The 16,727-nt window shown below is 42.2% G+C and carries 16 protein-coding genes; 2 read left to right on the top strand and 14 right to left on the bottom strand.

Annotated features, from left to right (window positions below):
- Nucleotides 1–335: 335 nt before the first annotated feature.
- The 13 genes from C9J42_RS03225 to yceD form a co-directional block, all read right to left on the bottom strand.
- Nucleotides 336–1,112: a TatD family hydrolase gene (locus tag C9J42_RS03225; protein ID WP_107206206.1), complete on the bottom strand. Its 777-nt coding sequence runs from the start codon at nucleotides 1,110–1,112 to the stop codon at nucleotides 336–338.
- Nucleotides 1,113–1,168: 56 nt separating this feature from the next.
- Nucleotides 1,169–2,131, bottom strand: coding sequence for a DNA polymerase III subunit delta' (gene holB, locus C9J42_RS03220; RefSeq protein WP_107301650.1), 963 nt, complete (start codon nucleotides 2,129–2,131; stop codon nucleotides 1,169–1,171).
- A gap of 1 nt (nucleotide 2,132) precedes the next feature.
- The gene (gene tmk / locus C9J42_RS03215; protein WP_107245926.1) at nucleotides 2,133–2,762 is read right to left on the bottom strand and encodes a dTMP kinase; all 630 of its coding nucleotides are present in this window, start codon (nucleotides 2,760–2,762) and stop codon (nucleotides 2,133–2,135) included.
- Nucleotides 2,759–3,778 carry an endolytic transglycosylase MltG gene (mltG, locus tag C9J42_RS03210; protein WP_107301649.1) on the bottom strand — a complete coding sequence of 340 codons (1,020 nt, stop codon included), beginning with the start codon at nucleotides 3,776–3,778 and terminating at the stop codon, nucleotides 2,759–2,761. The genes tmk and mltG overlap by 4 nt, the downstream gene beginning before the upstream one ends.
- The gene (gene pabC, locus C9J42_RS03205; RefSeq protein ID WP_107206202.1) at nucleotides 3,772–4,581 is read right to left on the bottom strand and encodes an aminodeoxychorismate lyase; all 810 of its coding nucleotides are present in this window, start codon (nucleotides 4,579–4,581) and stop codon (nucleotides 3,772–3,774) included. Before pabC ends, mltG begins: the two co-directional genes overlap by 7 nt.
- Before the next feature lie 111 nt (nucleotides 4,582–4,692).
- The gene (gene fabF / locus C9J42_RS03200; RefSeq protein ID WP_107206201.1) at nucleotides 4,693–5,931 is read right to left on the bottom strand and encodes a beta-ketoacyl-ACP synthase II; all 1,239 of its coding nucleotides are present in this window, start codon (nucleotides 5,929–5,931) and stop codon (nucleotides 4,693–4,695) included.
- A gap of 89 nt (nucleotides 5,932–6,020) precedes the next feature.
- On the bottom strand, nucleotides 6,021–6,254 hold the full coding sequence (gene acpP, locus C9J42_RS03195; protein ID WP_005368712.1) for an acyl carrier protein: 234 nt from the start codon (nucleotides 6,252–6,254) through the stop codon (nucleotides 6,021–6,023).
- Between the two features lie 157 nt (nucleotides 6,255–6,411).
- A complete protein-coding gene (gene fabG / locus C9J42_RS03190) occupies nucleotides 6,412–7,146 on the bottom strand; it encodes a 3-oxoacyl-ACP reductase FabG (protein WP_107206200.1) in 735 nt (244 codons plus the stop codon).
- A 26-nt stretch (nucleotides 7,147–7,172) separates the two neighbouring features.
- On the bottom strand, nucleotides 7,173–8,102 hold the full coding sequence (gene fabD, locus C9J42_RS03185; RefSeq protein WP_107301648.1) for an ACP S-malonyltransferase: 930 nt from the start codon (nucleotides 8,100–8,102) through the stop codon (nucleotides 7,173–7,175).
- 120 nt (nucleotides 8,103–8,222) lie between these two features.
- Entirely contained in the window at nucleotides 8,223–9,179 is a 957-nt protein-coding gene (locus C9J42_RS03180; protein WP_107206198.1) for a beta-ketoacyl-ACP synthase III, read from the bottom strand.
- A gap of 5 nt (nucleotides 9,180–9,184) precedes the next feature.
- Nucleotides 9,185–10,210: a phosphate acyltransferase PlsX gene (plsX, locus tag C9J42_RS03175; RefSeq protein WP_199187011.1), complete on the bottom strand. Its 1,026-nt coding sequence runs from the start codon at nucleotides 10,208–10,210 to the stop codon at nucleotides 9,185–9,187.
- A 9-nt stretch (nucleotides 10,211–10,219) separates the two neighbouring features.
- Nucleotides 10,220–10,390 carry a 50S ribosomal protein L32 gene (gene rpmF / locus C9J42_RS03170; RefSeq protein WP_005368719.1) on the bottom strand — a complete coding sequence of 57 codons (171 nt, stop codon included), beginning with the start codon at nucleotides 10,388–10,390 and terminating at the stop codon, nucleotides 10,220–10,222.
- Between the two features lie 20 nt (nucleotides 10,391–10,410).
- Nucleotides 10,411–10,929: a 23S rRNA accumulation protein YceD gene (gene yceD / locus C9J42_RS03165; protein ID WP_005368721.1), complete on the bottom strand. Its 519-nt coding sequence runs from the start codon at nucleotides 10,927–10,929 to the stop codon at nucleotides 10,411–10,413.
- A gap of 459 nt (nucleotides 10,930–11,388) precedes the next feature.
- Here yceD and C9J42_RS03160 point away from each other — a divergent pair, with 459 nt between their 5' ends.
- Nucleotides 11,389–11,970 (top strand): nucleoside triphosphate pyrophosphatase, encoded by a 582-nt coding sequence (locus C9J42_RS03160; RefSeq protein WP_107287140.1) that lies wholly within the window; start codon nucleotides 11,389–11,391, stop codon nucleotides 11,968–11,970.
- 76 nt (nucleotides 11,971–12,046) lie between these two features.
- On the opposite strand, the gene rluC is transcribed toward C9J42_RS03160, so the two are convergent.
- The gene (rluC, locus tag C9J42_RS03155; protein ID WP_107301710.1) at nucleotides 12,047–12,991 is read right to left on the bottom strand and encodes a 23S rRNA pseudouridine(955/2504/2580) synthase RluC; all 945 of its coding nucleotides are present in this window, start codon (nucleotides 12,989–12,991) and stop codon (nucleotides 12,047–12,049) included.
- 436 nt (nucleotides 12,992–13,427) lie between these two features.
- Between rluC and rne the strand changes: the two genes are divergently transcribed.
- Nucleotides 13,428–16,721, top strand: a complete 3,294-nt coding sequence (rne, locus tag C9J42_RS03150; protein ID WP_107245919.1) for a ribonuclease E — start codon at nucleotides 13,428–13,430, stop codon at nucleotides 16,719–16,721.
- Nucleotides 16,722–16,727 lie beyond the last annotated feature (6 nt).

Here is a 16,727-nt window from a genome sequence, read left to right as displayed (position 1 = left end):
AGAAAAAGCATTAAATTGCTGATAGTAAAGATAAAAATTCACTTTTTATTAAGTTTCAATGACAAATTTAAAACGGGATGGATACAATGCTTTAACCAATAGTCATCATTAAAAGATCTGTGATATTTATCAATCAATAAAATATCCTACTTCTATATATCCATATAAGTACTATTAATTACGTTTCATTCTATGCTGAATATATACTCAGTTACCTTTGTTACTTTTGTAATAATTAAAAGTAACGATTTATATATATTTACTCTCGCCAACACTTCTAACCAAAAAAAAAGAGAAGCCAGCGCTTCTCTTTTTTCACGACCAATCTATCAAAGTTATTTCTTCGCTAAAGGAAATAGCGTAAAGAAATTTTCAGTGGTTGCTCGTTCAACCTCTTCAACGGAAACACCTTTTAGCAACGCAATATATTGAGCAACTTCACGTGTATACGCAGGCTGATTTTGCTTACCTCGGTATGGCATTGGCGCAAGGAACGGTGAATCCGTTTCAACTAACAAACGATCCAGTGGCAATTGGCTCACCACATTTTTCAGATCGCTTGCTGTATTAAATGTTACAATCCCTGAAATCGAAATATAAAAACCAAGTTCAATCGCATCTAATGCCATTTCAAGCGATTCAGTGAAACAGTGTAAAACACCGCCACATTTTTGAGCCCCTTCTTCACGAAGAATACGCATTGTATCTTCACGTGCCATACGAGTATGGATAATAAGTGGCTTATTCAATTCAACCGCGACACGAACCTGTTGGCGAAAGATCTCTTGCTGAAGCTCTGCCGTATCAGGCTGGTAATGGTAATCTAACCCCGTTTCACCAATAGCCACAACTCTTTCATGTTGCGCAAAAGCCTTAAACTGTTCGTAGTTATAACCAGACTCAACATCTAAAGGGTGAATACCACAAGAAGCAAAAATATTTTCGTAAGGGGCGATCATTTCCATCATTTTAGGAAAAGCGGCCAACGTTACACCAACAGAAAGAAAGTACTCTACACCTCTTTCTTTGGCTTTATTAAGTACATCATCAATCCCTGTATGTAACTTATCGTAATCAAGTTTGTCGAGATGACAATGTGAATCAACTAACACGGGCGTTCCTCTTTTATCTCTGAATATGACTATAAATACAAAACTCAATACTACGCTTAATCTTGAATAAAACCAGTTAGCCACTCTACAACTAACAGCTCAATATTCAATCCTGTATGCTGCTCTAATTTACGGTATAGCGTATTAATTTTTCTTGACTGCTCAAGTAACAAAGCCCCCGAAACCTGTGTAGCAACCTGTTGTACTGCCACTAAAGATTCGTTGTGCACAAAACTATTGCTTACACCTTGCTGATACTTAATACAGTCGACTAAAAAATAGCTTAGCCATTTTAATGTAACAATACCGTCTGCAGTACACATCGCGGTAACATCATAGATACCAATATTTGGTGGCTGTAAAAACTCGGCAAAAGCTTTGATCAAATTAGCATGACGAATATTCATACCACTTTCAACAAACGCTAACGTTGACAATGGCGCCCCACTATTAAGGCGAATAAATTCAACGTTAATCGATTGCATTAATTTATGCTCAACCCACTGCTTTACATTTGACTCAGCAGGTATTGGCAAACGCCATTTATTACAACGACTAACAATAGTCGGTAATAAACTATCTAAACTTTGCGCCGTTAGAATAAACTGACAACCTTGCGGTGGCTCTTCAAGCGTTTTTAAAATCGCATTCGAGCCCGCTTCTCCCATTGCATCGGCATGTTCAATTAAAATAACACGCTGACCATTTAAGTGAGAGGTTTCCGTTGCCCAGCGGTTACATTGTCGAACCGCATCAACACCGATTTGTTTTCCTTCTTGTTCAGGCTTAATAACATGAAAATCAGGATGGCTGTTAGCTTCAAATAATTTACAGCTATGGCAAACATCACATGGTTCTGTTTCATTGTTTTGACATAAAACGGTTTTAGCTAACTGGCGCGCGAGGACATCACGGCCACTGCCTTTTACCGCCAACAACAAAATGGCATGATGAAGCCGCTTTTGCTCTAACAACTGTTGCCAATTCTGCCATAACGATTCTTGCCACGGATACAACATGTTATTGCTGCTCCAACCATGCATTCAGCGCAGACTGTAGATCTTCAGTCACTTTTTCTAAACGCTGACTTGCATCGATAATAATGACGTTTGGTTGATTCTCTGATAATTCAAGAAAACGCGCACGCGCACGATGGAAGAAATCGACATTCATTTGTTCGATACGATCTAGCGCACCACGACCACGGGCACGTTGTAACCCCAGTTCAGGCTCGATATCCATATAGATAGTCAGATCAGGACGAAAATCGCCCAGTACCGTATCACGTAGATTTTCCATTAATGCTTTATCAAAACCACGTCCGCCACCTTGGTATGCTTGGGATGACATATCATGACGGTCGCCAACAACCCACTGGCCTTGGTTCAATGCAGGTTTAATCACGTTATCAACCAATTGAATACGTGCCGCATAAAGCAGTAATAATTCAGCCATATCGGTTAATGGCTCATCAGGATGCCCTTCTTTAACCAGTGCCCGCATTTGCTCTGCTAAAGGTGTACCACCAGGCTCTCGCGTTGATGCTGGATCATGAATACCATGCTGTGCCAAGGTCGCGATAACTTGCTTAATCGCAGTACTTTTACCGGCCCCTTCAAGACCTTCGATGACAATAAATTTACCGATCATTGTGACTGTTTTCTTAATGTTTTCAGGTATGCACGAACCGCACGGTTGTGCTCAACCAAAGTTGTAGAGAATTTGTGCCCGCCTTTACCATCGGCCACGAAATAATAGTAATTGCTCTTATCAGGATTAACGGCTGCTAATACTGATGCTTTACTTGGCATTGCTATCGGTGTTGGTGGTAAACCTTTCATGGTATAGGTGTTATAAGGCGTTGGGGTTCTAAGATCTTTTTTACGAATATTGCCTTTATATTTATCACCCATGCCATAAATAACGGTTGGGTCGGTTTGTAAAGGCATCCCTTTGCGCAAACGATTCATAAAGACAGACGCAACCAAACCTCGTTCTGCTGGCACAGCGGTTTCTTTTTCAATAATAGAAGCCATGATCAATACTTGATAAGGATCTTTTAAAGGCAGATCTTTCTCACGTCGCTCCCACGCAGTGGCTAACTCTTTATTCATCGCTAGATAAGCACGTTTCAGTACTGCAATATCGGTAGTACCCGCTGTGTAATGATACGTATCAGGCAGTAAATAACCTTCAATTTTAACGTTATCAATGCCGATCGCTTTCGCAATTTGTGGCTCTGTCATGCCATCAGTAATATGCTTTAATTCAGGCGCAGCTTGGATTTTTTTTAACCATTCACTAAAACGCTCACCTTCAACCAAGGTGATTGAATATTGAAACTCCTTGCCAGAAGCAATCAATGCCAATACTTCTTGCAATGTTTTATGTGGCTCTAGACCGTAAGTTCCTGCCTTAATATCCGTTAAAGAGGGATCTAACTTTCCGACCCAGCGCGTCCATTGTGATGCCTTGATCACTTTATCTTGTACAAGCTGATTGATTAACCCTCTAAACGATGTCCCTGGTTTAACTGTTATCATTACCTGCTCAGTATTAATAACGGGCAGATTTAGCTCGTTCTTCACTTGAGTATACGCCCAACCAGCAGCACCTGCCGCTAGGGCAGCAAGAATGAAAACAATAAGAATCAACTTCTTTAACACGTATATAGCCTCTTTTGTAATACGTCGAGTAGTGACTGTTGTTGATAATAGGTAGAGTCAATCGCCATTATTGGCACTAACTCCATTAACGCATTGGTTATAAATACTTCATCAGCACAAAGCAAATCTGCCAGAGAATAATCACCTAATTCTAACGTATATGGCAACGTTGAAAGCAATGTAATGACATGTCGACGCATGACACCTTCAACTCCAGATCCTATTAATTCTGGCGTATAAACAACACGCCCTTTACGCCAGAAGATATTAGATGCTGTTGTTTCAATAACATGATCATTGGTATTGAGCACCACAGCATCCAACCATTGTTTATGTTCGACTTCTTGTTTTAAGAGTACCTGTTCTAATCGATTTAAGTGCTTCATCCCCGCAAGCATTGGACTGTAACCCAGTTGCTGCTGACAAACCCCCAGTATGATGCCATCTTTCTGCCATTGCTTATAATGGGTAGGCCAATTGAAAGCACTAAAAATAACTGTCGTGTCATCGCAGCCCGTTGGGCTATACCCCCTACCGCCGCCACCTCGGCTGATTAATATTTTTATCCCACCACGATCAGTGAAAGATTGAGCGAGTTTTTTAGCCTGTAGAAAGACTTGATCCCAATCAGGTTCATTAATCGCTAACCTGCGCAACGTTTGTTGTAATCGTTCAAGATGAAACCGCCATAACAACAGCTTTCCCTGTTTAACGCCTATTGTCGAAAAACAGCCATCTCCATATTGTATAGCACGATCCGTTATTGCTAACTCTCGTTGTTTCTGACTGTTAATAAACGCCATCGATTATCCTTTTTATGATAAAAAACAGCCCAATACCTACAAAGATATCGGGCTGCTAATCATATCAGGTTATTAAGCGATTTTCCTGATGCCATTTAGAGACAAATGTAACTACATTTTCTTAAATAATAATGAACCGTTAGTACCACCAAAACCAAATGAGTTACACAATGCGTACTCTAGATTTGCTTGGCGGGCTTCACCTGGAACATAGTCAAGATCACAACCTTCACCTGGATTATCCAAGTTAATTGTTGGTGGAACCACTTGATCTACTAAGCTTAGAATAGTGATGATTGATTCTACAGAACCTGCAGCACCCAATAGATGACCTGTCATTGATTTTGTTGAAGAAACCATAACGTTATCAACTGCGCTACCCATAGCACGCTTGATACCTAATGTTTCAGCAACGTCACCTGCTGGTGTCGATGTGCCATGCGCATTAATATAGCCAATTTGGTCTGCATTAATACCCGCATCACGGATACATGCTTCCATTGCTAGCGCGCCACCTGAACCATCTGCACTTGGTGAAGTCATGTGGTAAGCGTCACCACTCATACCAAAGCCTACAAGCTCAGCATAAATTTTAGCGCCACGTGCTTTTGCGTGTTCATACTCTTCTAGCACGATAACACCCGCACCATCACCTAGTACGAAACCGTCGCGATCTTGGTCCCATGGACGAGAAGCCGCTTGAGGATCGTCGTTACGCGTAGATAGTGCTTTTGCTGCTGCGAAACCGCCCATACCTAATGGCGTTGATGCTTTTTCTGCACCACCAGCAACCATCGCATCTGCATCGCCGTAAGCGATCATACGCGCTGCATGACCAATGTTATGAAGGCCAGTCGTACATGCGGTAGAGATTGCGATATTTGGACCACGTAGACCGTACATGATAGACATGTGTCCAGCGATCATATTTACAATTGTTGAAGGAACAAAGAACGGGCTAATTTTGCGCGGACCTTTTTCCATTAAAGCTTGATGGCCAACTTCAATTAGACCTAAGCCACCAATACCAGAACCGATAGCAACGCCAATGCGTGCTGCATTTTCTTCAGTAACTTCAATACCTGAATCTTTGAAAGCTTGTACGCCAGCAGCAATGCCATACTGAATGAATAAATCCATTTTGCGTGCATCTTTCTTGGACATGTAATCTTCGCAATTGAAGTCTTTGATCATGCCGGCAAATTGAGTAGCAAATGCGCTTGCATCAAAATGTTGGATAGTACTAATACCACTAGTGCCTGACTGTAAAGCTTTCCAAGAAGATTCAACAGAATTACCAACCGGGGTAAGCATACCCATGCCAGTTACAACTACACGACGCTTAGACACGATTAATTTCTCCGGGAATTGAGGATAAAACAGGAAATTAAAAAAAAACAGGCGGTCATAAAGACCGCCTGGATATATTCATTTTTATATTACTGTGCGCTGTTTACGTAGTCGATTGCAGCTTGAACAGTAGTAATTTTTTCAGCTTCTTCGTCTGGAATCTCTGTATCGAATTCTTCTTCAAGTGCCATTACTAGTTCAACTGTATCTAGTGAGTCTGCACCTAGATCGTCAACGAAAGATGATTCGTTTTTAACTTCAGCTTCGTCTACGCCTAGTTGCTCAACGATGATTTTTTTTACGCGTTCTTCGATGTTGCTCATACTAATATATTTCCTTAACAAGAATTCGCTAATGCGATTTGCTGTAGTTTATTCATTACGACAAAAGTTGCAACACTCATAGTGCTGGTCAAACCACGATTTTATCATAAAACTAGGTCAGTTTGACTTGCGTCATTAAGTATTGCAAATCTTTTGATTAAATCATGTACATACCGCCGTTAACGTGCAAAGTTTCGCCCGTTACGTAAGCAGCATCATCTGAGGCTAAAAATGCAACCGCTGCTGCAATTTCGCGCGGATCACCTAAACGACCAGCAGGTACATTTGCAAGTGTTGCTGCACGTTGGTCATCATTTAACGCTTTAGTCATATCTGTTTCGATAAAACCTGGAGCGACTGCGTTAACTGTAATACCACGAGAAGCTACCTCGCGTGCCATGGATTTTGTGAAACCTAATAGGCCAGCTTTTGCTGCTGCGTAGTTCGTTTGACCCGCATTACCCATAGTACCCACAACAGAGCCAATACTGATGATACGACCATTACGTTTTTTCATCATTGCACGCAGTACCGCTTTAGAAAGGCGGAAGATAGATGTTAGGTTCGTATCAAGGATATCTTGCCATTCATCATCTTTCATGCGCATCAATAGATTATCACGAGTGATACCAGCATTGTTCACCAAAATGTCAACATCGCCAAAATCTGCTTTAATCTGTTTTAAAACTGATTCAATAGACTCAGGTGACGTCACATTTAGAGCAAGACCTTTACCTTTATCACCAAGATATGCACTGATAGCTTCAGCACCACTTTCAGATGTTGCAGTACCAATAACTGTTGCGCCACGCTCTACTAAAATTTCAGCAATTGCACGGCCGATACCACGGCTTGCACCTGTAACTAGTGCAACTTTACCTTCCAGGCTCATTGTAAATCCTCTTTAAAGCTTAATGACTACTTAGCCACAGCCGCTTCTAATGAAGCAATATCATTAACTGCAGCACCGCTAAGTGCGCGATCAATACGCTTGGTTAGACCAGTTAATACTTTACCAGGCCCCATTTCTAATAATTCTTCGATACCTTCAGCAGCCATGCGCTCAACTGATTCAGTCCAACGTACCGGGCTGTATAGCTGTTTAACAAGTGCAAACTTGATTGCTGCAGGATCAGTTTCTGTTGCCACGTCAGCATTGTTAATAACAGGTACAGACGGCGCATTAAATGCGATAGCTTCTAATGCTACTGCAAGTTTATCCGCCGCAGGTTTCATCAATGCGCAGTGAGAAGGCACAGATACAGGAAGAGGAAGTGCACGTTTAGCGCCCGCTTCTTTACATATTACGTTTGCACGCTCTACCGCTTCTTTATTACCCGCAATAACAACTTGACCTGGTGAATTGAAGTTGACAGGAGAACAAACTTCACCTTGTGCCGCTTCCTCACATGCTTTCGCAATTACATCGTTATCAAGGCCGATAATTGCAGACATAGCACCAACACCAGCCGGTACTGCTTCCTGCATAAGTTGGCCGCGTAGCTCAACCAGTTTAACCGCTGCTTTAAAATCGATAACACCAGCACATACGAGTGCTGAGTATTCACCTAGGCTGTGACCTGCAAGAACCGTTGGTTGTTCACCACCTTGCTGCTGCCATACACGCCAGATTGCAACAGATGCTGTTAACAATGCAGGCTGAGTGCGTTGTGTTTGGTTTAAATCTTCTGCTGGACCGTTTTGAACTAACGCCCAAAGATCGTAACCTAGCGCATCAGATGCCTCAGAGAACGTTTCTTTAACCACATCAAATTGTTCTGCTAATTCAGCTAGCATACCAACGGTTTGAGAGCCCTGACCTGGGAAAACAATCGCGAACTTAGACATTCGAGAATCCTTCTTTATTGACTAATCATTAGTCGATTAATATGCATTAAAACTAATATATTGCTTATTAGTTTTAATGCACTAAAAATAAAAGCAAATCAGTAATGTTTAATCACTTGATTAAAACTTCACTAATGCTGAGCCCCAAGTAAAACCGCCACCAAACGCTTCGAGTAATAATGTTTGACCGCGTTGAATACGGCCATCACGAACCGCTTCATCTAATGCTGTTGGGACTGTTGCAGCCGACGTATTACCATGACGATCAAGCGTAACCACAACTTGATCCATCGACATTGATAATTTTTTCGCCGTCGCTGAGATAATACGCATATTTGCTTGGTGAGGTACAAGCCAATCTAACTCAGACTTATCCATGTTATTTTCAGCCAGCGTACTTTTCACTAAGTTCGATAACTGGGTTACCGCTACTTTAAAGACTTCGTTACCTGCCATGTAAAGCCACTTGTTAGCATCAAAATCTTTACCATATTCTGGTACTGCAAGACTTAATAAACCACCAAAATGGCCATCAGCATATAAATGCGTTGAAATAATGCCAGGCTCTTCACTCGCACCAATCACAACCGCACCCGCCGCATCACCAAATAAAATAATGGTTGAGCGATCCTCTGGATCACAGCAATGAGAAAGTGCATCAGAACCGATAACAAGTACATTTTTCGCCATACCCGTTTTGATATGCTGATCAGCAACACTTAACGCATAAACAAAGCCTGTACATGCCGCTGATAAATCAAATGCAGGACAGCCTTTAATATCTAGCATACCTTGCACTTGGCAAGCTGCTGATGGAAATGTGTGACTGGCGCTAGAGGTGGCAACAATGATCAGATCGATATCTTCTTTATCAATCCCCGCCATCTCAATTGCCTTTAACGAGGCTTGGTAGCCCATTACGGCAACAGTTTCATCTTCAGACGAAATACGGCGCTCACGAATACCTGTTCGTGTCACAATCCACTCATCGCTTGTTTCTACCATTTTTTCTAAGTCCGCATTCGAGCGTACTTGTTGTGGCAGGTAGCTGCCAGTTCCTAGAATTTTGCTATTCATGAAGACTAATAGTGCCTCTCGAGTAGGACCTCTTCTAAACGGTCACTGATTTTATTCGGTATTTGTCGTTTAACTTCGTAAACCGCTTCGCTTATCGCGTTGGCAAAAGCGACAGTATCAGCACTTCCATGGCTTTTCACCACAATACCGCGCAATCCTAACAGACTTGCACCGTTATACTGGTCGGGGTTCAACTGTTGCAAGCCTTCAAAGAGCTCACTAAACAGCCATTTAGCAATAATGCGTCGAATAGGGTTACGACCTATTGCATGTTTTATCCGTTCAATAAATAAGTTTGCGACCCCTTCACTGGTCTTTAAACTCACATTTCCAACGAAACCATCACACACAATAACATCGGCTTTATCTGAATAAAGTTGGTGACCTTCAACGTAGCCAACATAATTGATATCCGGAGATTGAATCAACATTTCAGCACAACGTTTAACCAAATCATTACCTTTGATCTCTTCTTCACCAATATTTAATAATGCGACACGTGGTGTAGTACCTAAGGTTTGTTCAGCAAGAACAGAGCCCATAACTGCAAACTGGAATAAAGTATCAGCATCACAAGACACATTCGCGCCAAGATCAAGGAGCCATGTTGGATTTGCACCACGATTGGGTATCGCTGAAATTAATGCAGGACGCTCAACCCCCGGAAGTTGTTTCAACACAAAGCGTGATAATGCCATGAGTGCGCCAGTATTACCGGCACTGACACATGCATCTGCTTGGCCTGCTGCAACTGCATCTAATGCCATACGCATAGATGAGCCTTTACTATGTCGAAGGGCTTGTGATGGGCGTGTTTCGTTAGCGATAACGGTATCGCAATGCACGATCGTTAGCCTAGGATGGTTAAGCTTATTAAGGAGAGTTAACTGCGCAGTGATTGCACTTAGATCACCAAAAAGAATAAGTTTGAGCTCAGGCGAATGCAACAGTGCCTGCACGGCGGCAGGCACTGTTACTTGAGGACCGAAATCCCCGCCCATTGCATCAAGTGCAACGGTAAGACCCATCAAGGTTCAACCTTACTTGTTGATAACCTTGCGGCCACGGTAGAAACCGTCAGCTGTCACGTGGTGACGTAGGTGAGTCTCACCAGATGCTTTATCTACAGAAACTGCTGCTGTAGTTAGGGCATCGTGTGAACGACGCATACCACGTGCTGCACGTGATTTTTTGCTCTTTTGTACGGCCATTAACCCTACTCCTGTTAAATTTAACTCTTAAGATTTTTCAATACTGCAAACGGATTCGGACGCTCATCAGCAACGGGGATCTCACCAAAAGACATGTTCTTCGAGCCAATTTTACAATCAGCATCGTCGTGCATTGCGACTTGTGGTAATTCCAGAATCAATTCGTCTTCAACAAGTTGAATCAGGTTGATCTCGCCATTTTCGTCGACGATTGTCGGCTCATAGGCTTCCGGTAACTCATCTACGGCTTCTTCGTTGCGAACCGGACTATAACAGAATTCCACATGAATATGGTGTGGAAATTCTCCCTGACATCGCTGGCAGGTCAACATCACGTCTACATCTGCGATACCGCGGATGAAAGGAATACGACGTTGGTCAAGGTCAAAAGACAAGTTGACGTTTGCATCACTTATTACGCTCTGGGTTGATTCAGCTAGGCGAGACAAAAGATCGGCTTTGATGATGCCATCATAATCGAGTCTTTTTTGTGCTGTACGTACTGGATCTACCTTTAGCGGCAATTTTACCTTTTGCATAGGGCGCGAATATTAGCCTTATAGTCTGTTTGAGTCAAAGGAAATGTGTGTGATTTAACAGCTTTTGACCAATTCTCATGCTGTGATGAAAATTACAAAACGCTTCGACACCACATCTCAGTAATAAAAGTTTAAATGTCTGCTACTCAATCACTTGATCGTGTCGGAACAATCGATGAAATAACACCCAATATAACGCACAAAGCAACTAACATAGCCGTATGATCATATGCAGTCGCTGTCAATAACTCTCATATATTTTGAACAATATAAGTCTCGTCATTGGCCACGTTGGGGATCTAACAAATTATGCGGAACATACACCGAATTGTGGAATGAAACAACCGTAATACAACAATCTCAATTCAATATAATCCTAATAAAAGTTGCAGCAATCATAGTGAAACTTGCTATATCATTGCTGTATTAAAATTCATTCTAGATGTGTAGAACATTGTTATGACACAACCATTATTACTGGCATCAACCTCCCCTTACCGAAAAATGCTACTCGAAAAGTTAGCGATCCCTTTTGAAACAGCAAGCCCTGAAACTGATGAGACGGCATTAGCCACAGAATCTGCCCAACAGTTAGTCTGTCGACTTGCACAATTAAAAGCCAAAGCTTGCGCCAGCACTTACCCAGATTCTCTTATTATAGGATCAGATCAAGTTTGTGTGATTGATGGGAAAATCTTAGGCAAACCCCATACTGAAGAAAATGCTTGTAAGCAATTACAAGCCGCAAGTGGAAAAACCATTACCTTTTACACAGGGCTATGTGTTTACAATGCAAAAACACAATCAACACAAGTCATTTGTGAACCTTTTCATGTTCACTTTAAAACACTTACGCCACAACAAATTGAAAATTACGTGAGAAAAGAGCAACCTTTGTATTGTGCAGGGAGTTTTAAAAGTGAAGGTTTAGGAATTGCACTATTTGATAAACTTGAAGGGCGTGACCCTAACACGCTCGTAGGATTACCTTTAATTGCATTAACTGAGATGTTAGCTAATGAGGGCGTTTCGGTCTTATAAGACTTACTCACTAACATTCGTGAAAAAAAGTCGTGCAAAACAAAAGGCGAGACGATTTCCTCGCCTTTCACTTTGGTTACATTTGACGTAGCTTTTCCAAACAACGTTCTAAAACCGGTTCCATTGGCGCGCTAATATCCATCGCTTCATCCGTACTTGGATGCGTAAATTTGATATTTGCAGCATGAAGGAACAAACGCCCTAAACCTGTTTTTTTAGTGTAAGCATCAAAACGTGGATCACCATATCGATCATCCCAAGCAATAGGATGGCCTTCATACTGACAATGCACACGGATCTGATGCGTACGACCCGTTACAGGGCTAGCTTGTACCAATGTTGCCTGTGAGAATCGCTCTAATACTTTAAAACGCGTATCGGATGCTTTACCTTGTGGGTTAACACGTACAATGCTGTTTACTTCATTTTTTAACAAAGGTGCAGTGACTTTTCGGCAATTCGCTTTCCATTCCCCCATTACTAAAGCGAAGTAATATTTCTGCACCGTTTTATTTCTAAATTGCTCTTGTAATTGACGAAGAGCTGAACGCTTCTTTGCCACTAACAAAATGCCCGAGGTATCACGGTCAATTCGGTGAACGAGTTCCAAAAATCGCGCATCAGGGCGTAACGCTCGTAATGCTTCAATAGCACCAAATTTTAAGCCACTGCCGCCATGAACTGCTGTCCCTGATGGTTTATTCAGAATTAACATATGATCATCTTCATAGATGATGCAATGCTCTAATTCAGCGACTTTATTCAACTTGGTACTGACTGGCGCTTGTTCTTCTTTTTCAGGAACAAAAACCGGCGGTAAGCGTACTAGATCACCATCCTGCAATTTATATTCAGGTTTAATACGTTTTTTGTTTACTCGCACCTCGCCTTTACGCAAAATGCGGTAAATCATACTTTTTGGTACGTTTTTAAGCCTAGCGCGGAGAAAATTATCAATCCGCTGGCCTGCAAAGTCATCGCTAATGTCGATGAATTGCACTTTAGGTTTATCTTCTGTCATAGGTTTGATTGTATCATGCAAATAAAGCAGATTGCCGCAAAAAAGTGAGCCTGCTATCATTGTGTGCTGAGGTAGGTTTTTTTGTCTACTTCATTGACAAGATGAGCATATAATCATCTTTATGGCTATTTTTTATACAACTCAGATAATCAACGCAGCAAATGGCGTAAGACGTTAGGGTTATCGGAGTTTTTTTTAGTGCGTCAAATTACATTTTTTTTTGATGTGACAGATACAACCACTTCAATGTGGTGATACCAGCTGTATTTTTTAGATCTAACCATCTCACATACAGTTGGCTGATAAGTGTGGCCAGAAAGCACTCCTGCATTCCAACCGTGAGGTTGCAACCGTACATCAGACTTGGAGTCCGGCGCCATCAAAAAACAGATGTAACTAGCGTACTAATACAACGACAATAAATGAGTACAATATAATGAAAAGAATGTTGATTAACGCAACTCAGAAGGAAGAGTTGCGCGTCGCATTAGTTGATGGCCAAAAGCTATTTGATCTTGATATCGAAAGCCCTGGTCACGAATCTAAAAAAGCAAATATCTACAAAGGCCGCATCACACGCATCGAACCAAGTCTGGAAGCAGCGTTCGTTGATTATGGTGCTGAGCGTCATGGTTTCCTTCCTCTTAAAGAAGTTGCGAAAGATTACTTCCCTGCCAATTATTCTTACCAAGGTCGTCCTAATATCAAGGAAGTCCTAAAAGAAGGCCAAGAAGTTATCGTTCAAGTTGATAAAGAAGAACGCGGAAACAAAGGCGCAGCCCTTACTACTTTTATCTCTCTAGCTGGCAGTTATCTTGTTTTAATGCCTAACAACCCTCGTGCTGGCGGTATTTCTCGCCGTATCGAAGGTGAAGAGCGTACCCAACTTAAAGCTGCATTAAGCACATTAGACTTACCCCAAGGTATGGGTCTGATTGTACGTACAGCTGGTGTGGGTAAATCAGGTGAAGAGCTTGAGTGGGATTTAAACGTTCTACTAAACCACTGGAATGCAGTAAAAGAAGCAGCCGATTCACAATCAGCTCCGTTTCTTATTCACCAAGAAAGTAATGTGATTGTTCGTGCAATCCGCGATTATTTACGTCGTGACATCGGTGAAATTCTTATCGATAGCCCGAAAATTTTTGACCGCGCACGTGATCATATTAAATTAATTCGTCCTGATTTCTTGTCTCGCGTGAAGCGTTACGAGGGGGAAGTTCCACTATTTAGCCACTACCAAATTGAAAGCCAAATTGACTCTGCGTTCCAGCGCGAAGTTCGTTTACCTTCAGGTGGCTCTGTTGTTATTGATCCAACAGAAGCATTAACGTCTATCGATATCAACTCTGCTCGCGCAACGAAGGGCGGCGATATTGAAGAAACAGCATTACAGACAAACTTAGAAGCTGCCGATGAAATTGCGCGTCAATTACGTCTACGTGACTTAGGTGGTCTGGTTGTTATCGATTTTATTGATATGACACCTGTTCGCCACCAACGTGAAGTTGAAAACCGTTTACGTGAAGCTGTTCGTATGGATCGCGCACGAGTTCAAATCGGTCGAATCTCACGTTTTGGTCTACTTGAAATGTCTCGTCAACGTTTAAGCCCTTCTCTTGCAGAAGCAAGCCACCATGTTTGTCCTCGTTGTTCAGGTACTGGTGTTGTACGTGACAATGAATCACTATCACTATCAATCTTACGACTGATTGAAGAAGAAGCGCTTAAAGATAACAGCTCACAAGTACTTGCTATTGTACCTGTACCTGTTGCCTCGTACCTTTTAAACGAGAAGCGTCGATCAGTTCAACACATTGAAAAGTATCATGGTGTACGTGTTGTTATCGTTCCTAACTCTGATATGGAAACGCCGCACTTTGAAGTTCTGCGTATTCGTGAAGGTGAAGAGCAAGACACCCTTTCTTACCATATTCCTAAAACGTTAGAAGCGTTAAAAGAAGCAGAAGCCATTGAAGCACCACAACCTGAGCGCGTCATCAAAAAGCGTGAAGAGCCAATACTTCAAGGGTTCACTGCACCAAAACAACCAGCACCTGTTGCAACGCCTGCCACTAAGCCGACACCAAAAGTAACGGCTAAGCCTGCCACTGCATCAGCCAATAAACCTGGTCTGTTGAGCCGCTTCTTCTCTGTATTAGCGTCATTCTTCTCTGGTAGCCCTGAACAGCAACAAGAGAAACCTGTTGAAGCAAAAACAGAACAAAACAACAATCAAAATAATCGTCGCAACAATAATCGTCGCAACGATCGTTCTGACAACCGTCGTAATAACCGTGACAACAGTCGTGATAACAACCGTCGTAATAACCGTGACAACAGTCGTGATAACAACGATGTTGAGAACAATGACGAGCGTCAAGAACGTAATAACGAGCAACGCCAAAATCGTCGCCGCAATGACCGTAATGACAAAAACCGTCAACAGCAAAACGATAAGGCTGCCAAAGCTCCTCGCCAAAACCGTAATAACGATGAAGTGAAAGAGCAGAAGCGTCAGTCTCGTAAAGAAGAAATTCAAGCGCAAAAACAGCAACGTCAACAACAAGACGAGCAAACAGCAAAAGCAACAACTGAACAGCCTGTTGATGCACAACGTGATAGCGAAGAAAAAGCGGTAAAAGTGAAACAACGCCGCCAGCGTCGTCAACTTCGTAAAAAAGTACGTATCACAGATAATGTTGAAAAATCAGTTGAACAACAAAATGCAACCGTTGATGCTGTCGAAAAAGTTGAAGCTGTTGAAACTGCTGTAGAGCAAACACCATCACCATTAATGGCATTGGGAACTAGCATTGCTAAAGAAGCACAAGACAAACCTGAACAAACTCAGGGTGTGACTGACGAGCAAGCTGATAATGAAGAGCAAGAAGGCACTCAACGCCGTAATCGCCGCTCACCACGTCACTTACGTGCAAGTGGTCAACGCCGTCGCCGTATGCGTGATACACGCGTAGAGAAATCTGACTTTGTTACCAATGAAGAAGCAAATGCTATTGAGCAGGCAGCTATTGATGCTGCTGATAGTATTAGCGAGATGGTCAATGTTGTTTCTATCGTTGAGAAACCAAAAACAATGCGTCCTACTTCAGGGGTTGCAATTCCTGAAATGGCAATGGGCAAAGTTTGGTCTCGTATCAAACCAGCCGTTGAAGCACCTGTTGAGAAAAACATCACAGAAGAGAAAGTCGATGCTGCAGATGTGATTGATGAAGTTGAAACAAATGACATCATCATTAATGCACCAGTAGTAGAAGCTAAATCTGAAGTAGTTGCAGTTGAAACAACGACACTTTCTGGTGTTGCTATTCCTGAAATGGCGATGGGTAAAGTCTTCCCACGCTTTACAGCAGAAGAAACAACAGTAGAAATAAAGTCTGAGCCTGCTGAAGAACAAGTGATCGAGCAACCTATTATTGTCGAAGAAGTCGCAGCTCCGGTGATCAAAACAGAAGAGACAGTTGAAATGAAATCACCTGTAACTCCAGTTGTTGATTTACCTGCTGTAGCAACGGCGGTAATGGCAACCTCACCTCGTGGTTTCCATGCTGCTTCTGCAATGACAAAAGCGCCAGCACCTGAAGAGCATGTTTCAGGCTCTGTTGTTCAAGCGGCACCATTACGCGAGCGTACCAATACACGTGCAGCGGGTAGCCAAACAGCAACAAACAGTGCTACAGCACCAATGACTAAACCCTCTTTTGACTAAAAGTTA

Origin of the sequence: Photobacterium sp. GB-56 (genome assembly GCF_003026105.1) — a bacterium.
GTDB lineage: Bacteria > Pseudomonadota > Gammaproteobacteria > Enterobacterales > Vibrionaceae > Photobacterium.
This window is presented reverse-complemented; position numbering and strand designations above follow the sequence as displayed.

Coding starts and splice junctions, on each gene's coding strand:
- holB (WP_107301650.1), bottom strand. CDS start 2,131: ATGTTGTATCCGTGGCAAGAATCGTTATGGCAGAATTGGCAACAGTTG.
- tmk (WP_107245926.1), bottom strand. CDS start 2,762: ATGATCGGTAAATTTATTGTCATCGAAGGTCTTGAAGGGGCCGGTAAA.
- pabC (WP_107206202.1), bottom strand. CDS start 4,581: ATGGCGTTTATTAACAGTCAGAAACAACGAGAGTTAGCAATAACGGAT.
- acpP (WP_005368712.1), bottom strand. CDS start 6,254: ATGAGCAACATCGAAGAACGCGTAAAAAAAATCATCGTTGAGCAACTA.
- fabG (WP_107206200.1), bottom strand. CDS start 7,146: ATGAGCCTGGAAGGTAAAGTTGCACTAGTTACAGGTGCAAGCCGTGGT.
- fabD (WP_107301648.1), bottom strand. CDS start 8,102: ATGTCTAAGTTCGCGATTGTTTTCCCAGGTCAGGGCTCTCAAACCGTT.
- C9J42_RS03180 (WP_107206198.1), bottom strand. CDS start 9,179: ATGAATAGCAAAATTCTAGGAACTGGCAGCTACCTGCCACAACAAGTA.
- rpmF (WP_005368719.1), bottom strand. CDS start 10,390: ATGGCCGTACAAAAGAGCAAAAAATCACGTGCAGCACGTGGTATGCGT.
- yceD (WP_005368721.1), bottom strand. CDS start 10,929: ATGCAAAAGGTAAAATTGCCGCTAAAGGTAGATCCAGTACGTACAGCA.
- C9J42_RS03160 (WP_107287140.1), top strand. CDS start 11,389: ATGACACAACCATTATTACTGGCATCAACCTCCCCTTACCGAAAAATG.
- rluC (WP_107301710.1), bottom strand. CDS start 12,991: ATGACAGAAGATAAACCTAAAGTGCAATTCATCGACATTAGCGATGAC.
- rne (WP_107245919.1), top strand. CDS start 13,428: ATGAAAAGAATGTTGATTAACGCAACTCAGAAGGAAGAGTTGCGCGTC.